Origin of the sequence: Pseudomonas sp. 2VD, from assembly GCF_005503585.1 — a bacterium.
Taxonomy (GTDB): Bacteria; Pseudomonadota; Gammaproteobacteria; order Pseudomonadales; family Pseudomonadaceae; genus Pseudomonas; species Pseudomonas aeruginosa.
On record NZ_SCND01000489.1, the window covers coordinates 1 to 3,687 of the forward strand.

A 3,687-nucleotide genomic window follows, 5' to 3' on the forward strand; every position below is an offset into this window, starting at 1 on the left:
GTCCCGCCCTGCGGAGGACTAGTCTGCCTGCAGGGCCATGGCTTGCGGCGAGAAGACGAGTGGCGCACGGTTTGCCCACGGCTCCCGGGAATCCGGGAACCCGGCCGGAAGGTTCCGGTCCTAGCCCCGATGACACACGAGGAAGTCGGGATGAAGCTGTCCGATAGTTTCGATGCGCGCCGGCTGCGCCCGCGCCGGCCGAGAGTCTGGCGCTGGCGCCTGGCGGCGGCGTTCGCGGCCCTGGTGGCGAGCCTGGGCGTGCTGCTGTCGCTGGCCGGCACCTCGGCCTTGATCGGCCGCCAGCCGGCTGTCGGCATGCTGCATATCGAACCCGCCGCCGGCGGCGTATTGCTGGCCCTTGGCCTGCTGTCGCTCTGCCTCGGCGTGTTCTTCTGGCGTTTCAGCCGCCGTCGCAGCCGCCGCAACAGCGACCTGAGCCTGTCGCCGAACCTGATGAAAAAGCGCGACTGAGCGGGCTGCCGGCGTGCGGCCGATCCGGTAAACTGCGCCGCTTCGCGGAGGCTCCCATGCAAGACGACGACTTTTCCCTGTTCAAGAGCGAGATGCGCGGCGTCAAGCGCATCTCGGTCGATCGAGCCGATACCGGCAAACCTCGCAACGACCGCCAGCAACTCAAGCAGCGCCAGCTCAATGCCAGCGTGCGCAACGACGAAATCCGCGTCGACGGCCTGTCCGACCAGTTCGTCATCGACGTCGGCCCCGAGGACGAGCTGTCCTGGGCCCGCGACGGCGTCCAGGAAAGCCAGTTGCGCAAGCTCAAGCAGGGCCTGGTGCCCTTCGACGGTAGCCTCGACCTGCACGGCATGAGCGTGGAGAAGGCCCGGCAGACGCTATGGGACTTCCTTGCCGAGGCCACCCGCCTGGAAATCCGCTGCGTGCGCGTGACCCATGGCAAGGCCGCGCGCAAGGACGGACGCAGCCCGCTGGTGAAAAGCCACGTCAATACCTGGTTGCGCCAACACCCGCAGGTGCTCGGTTTCACCTCCTGCCTGCCACGCCACGGCGGCACCGGCTCGGTCTACGTGATACTGCGCAGGACCATGCTCGAAGGCCGCGACGAGTAGCCGGCAAGCGCCGAGTCTTGCCAGCGGCCCGGCGACGTCCTACCCTCCGCGCTGGTAATCGTCTGACTGGAACGCTCATGTCCCTGGAACAACACTACTCCTCGATCCTCACCCAGCTCGGCGAGGACGTTAACCGCGAAGGTCTGCTGGACACGCCCAAGCGTGCCGCCAAGGCCATGAAGTACCTGTGCCGCGGCTACCAACAGAGCCTGGAAGAAGTCGTCAACGGTGCCCTGTTCAGCTCCGACAACAGCGAAATGGTATTGGTCAAGGACATCGAGCTGTACTCGCTCTGCGAGCACCACCTGCTGCCCTTCATCGGCAAGGCCCACGTGGCCTATATTCCGAACGGCAAGGTGCTCGGCCTGTCGAAGGTCGCGCGGATCGTCGACATGTACGCCCGCCGCCTGCAGATCCAGGAGAACATGAGCCGGCAGATCGCCGAGGCGGTCCAGCAGGTCACCGGCGCCCTCGGCGTCGCGGTGGTGATCCAGGCCCAGCACATGTGCATGATGATGCGCGGCGTGGAAAAGCAGAACTCGTCCATGGTCACTTCGGTGATGCTCGGCGAATTCCGCGACAACGCAGCCACCCGCAGCGAATTCCTCAGCCTGATCCGCTGAGGCCAGGTCCGCTGGCGAAAGAACCGGCCCCACTGGGCCGGTTTTGCGTTTCCTTCCCCGGCGATCAGCCGAAGAAGCGCTTCATCGAGCGCGACAACCAACCGCCCTCGCTCTTGTCCTTGACCAGTTCGGACATGCTGTGGCGTACCGCATCCACATATCCGGCGTCGTCGTTGCGGATGTGGTTGAACAGCCAGCGCGAGAGCAAGCCCTTGAGTTCATCGCCGACATCCTCGCCGGCCTGGAAGCGCACCCGGTATTCGGAGACCCGGCGGATGAACAGCTCGTGGATCTTCTTGTGCGCCCGGGAAAACTGGTAGCCGGCATCCTCCATCAGGGTTTCCTCGAAGGCGAAGTGCGACAGCGTGTAGTCCACCAGCTCCTCGATCACCTCGGCGATCGCCGCGTGTTCCTTGCCTTGCTGGGCGTCGTGCAGGTGATTGATCATCTCGACGATGCGTTTGTGTTGATTGTCGATGACCTGAATACCGGTATTCAGGTCATCCTGCCAGACCAGATGCGCCATGATGACTTCCCCCAAGCGAACAGCGAACGGCCTTTCCGAACGGCCTGGGGCCAGGGTATTTTTGTGACGCAGTACGGGTATTGACGCCGGTCAAGCGGGACAAGATGTTAATGAATTTCGCATGAATTCGTTCGCCCCCCTCGCGGCGGCATGCCCGCTCGATCCGCTCGGTTTCGCGCGGCTGAACATCCGCCATCGTCGCCGGAAAGCGGCGTCACCAGTGGTCCCGACAGGACAGGAAGGAAATGAACCTGATCGCGCACGTGGAAATACCGGTGTCCGACCTGGAGAGGGCGATGCGTTTCTACGCCTCGGTGTTCGGAGTGGCGTTCGGCGAGGTAGCCACCCTGCACGGAAGCAGAATGGCGCATTTCCCCTTCGAGGAAGGCCGTGACGGTGCCAGCGGCGCACTCGCCGAGGGCGACGTCTACGTGCCTACGCTACATGGGGCGATCATCTACCTGAATGTCGCGGACCTAGATGTCGTCCTTGCCCGGGCCCTCGGCGAAGGCAGCGAAATCTTCTTCCCGAAGACGCCGCTTGGCGACGGCGTGTTCATCGCCGAGATCAGGGACAGCGAAGGCAATCGTATCGCCCTGCAGAGCGCTTGCGGAGAGCGGCCGTAGAGGTCCTGCAAACCGAGCGCCGCCGGCTCAACGGGCAAGAACGCCGGCCAGCCAGGAACGCCGCGCGCCCAGCGCTTCCTGCAATTCGCGGACGCCGATGCAGCGCCGTTCGGGGTCGAGGCTCAGGGCGGTACGCAGCGCCGGCCAGCAGCGCCGAGGCAGGTGTCCGGGCGCGCGCAGCTGGCGCTCCAGCCCCTGCTCCCGGGCCTGGTTCGAGGGCAGGCGGCGGAACGGATGGCGACCGTCGGCCAGTTCGTAGAGGACGCAGGCCAGCGCATACAGGTCGGCTGCCGGCGACAACGGCGCACCCTCGAGCAGTTCGGGAGCGGCGTAGCCCGGGGTCCAGGCGTCGATGCGGCCCCGGCTGAGCTGCGGCAGGCCGTCCAGGATGCCTGCCTGCGCCTGGCCGAGGCCGAAGTCGAAGAGCCGCACGCCCTCCTCGCCGAGCATCACGTTGCTCGGCTTCAGGTCGCCATGCAGCACCCCTTGTTCGTGGACATAGGCCAGGGCGTCCAGCAACGGCCGGGCGATCGCGCTCAACTCGGACCAGGGCAGGCCTTCGGGACGCTCGCAGAGCAGGCGATCGAGCGGCAGGCCAGGCATGAGTTCCATGACGATGTAGGCGCGCTGGCAGGCGGTGTCGACGTCGAAGGTGAACAGACGCACGACGTTCGGATGGCGCAAGCGCCGGGTCAGGGCGAACTCGCTATAGAGCAAGGCGCTGGCGTCGGGTGACTCGGCGACCGATTCGTTGAGCAGCTTCAACGCTACCAGCGGCGCCGGGTCGCCGAACTGCTCATGGAGCAGGTCCCGGGCACGGTATACCG

The 3,687-nt window shown here is 65.5% G+C and carries 6 protein-coding genes; 4 read left to right on the top strand and 2 right to left on the bottom strand.

From position 1 onward, the window contains the following. Window positions 1–150 precede the first annotated feature (150 nt). The 3 genes from FFS27_RS30280 to folE all read left to right on the top strand — a co-directional run bounded on the left by FFS27_RS30280 (window position 151) and on the right by folE (window position 1,708). Window positions 151–471: a hypothetical protein gene (locus tag FFS27_RS30280; protein ID WP_003087644.1), complete on the top strand. Its 321-nt coding sequence runs from the start codon at window positions 151–153 to the stop codon at window positions 469–471. 56 nt (window positions 472–527) lie between these two features. After that, window positions 528–1,085, top strand: coding sequence for a Smr/MutS family protein (locus tag FFS27_RS30285; protein WP_021264584.1), 558 nt, complete (start codon window positions 528–530; stop codon window positions 1,083–1,085). Between the two features lie 77 nt (window positions 1,086–1,162). Continuing rightward, entirely contained in the window at window positions 1,163–1,708 is a 546-nt protein-coding gene (gene folE, locus FFS27_RS30290; protein ID WP_003087639.1) for a GTP cyclohydrolase I FolE, read from the top strand. Window positions 1,709–1,772: 64 nt separating this feature from the next. Here folE and FFS27_RS30295 read toward each other — a convergent pair whose 3' ends face one another. After that, complete coding sequence (locus FFS27_RS30295; RefSeq protein ID WP_003087637.1) at window positions 1,773–2,234, bottom strand: bacteriohemerythrin; 462 nt, start codon at window positions 2,232–2,234, stop codon at window positions 1,773–1,775. Window positions 2,235–2,479: 245 nt separating this feature from the next. Between FFS27_RS30295 and FFS27_RS30300 the strand changes: the two genes are divergently transcribed. Continuing rightward, complete coding sequence (locus FFS27_RS30300; protein ID WP_021264583.1) at window positions 2,480–2,860, top strand: VOC family protein; 381 nt, start codon at window positions 2,480–2,482, stop codon at window positions 2,858–2,860. 27 nt (window positions 2,861–2,887) lie between these two features. Here the strand turns inward: FFS27_RS30300 and FFS27_RS30305 are convergent. Next, window positions 2,888–3,687 (bottom strand): serine/threonine-protein kinase (locus FFS27_RS30305; protein WP_137952431.1); only part of this gene is annotated, 800 nt, incomplete at its 5' end.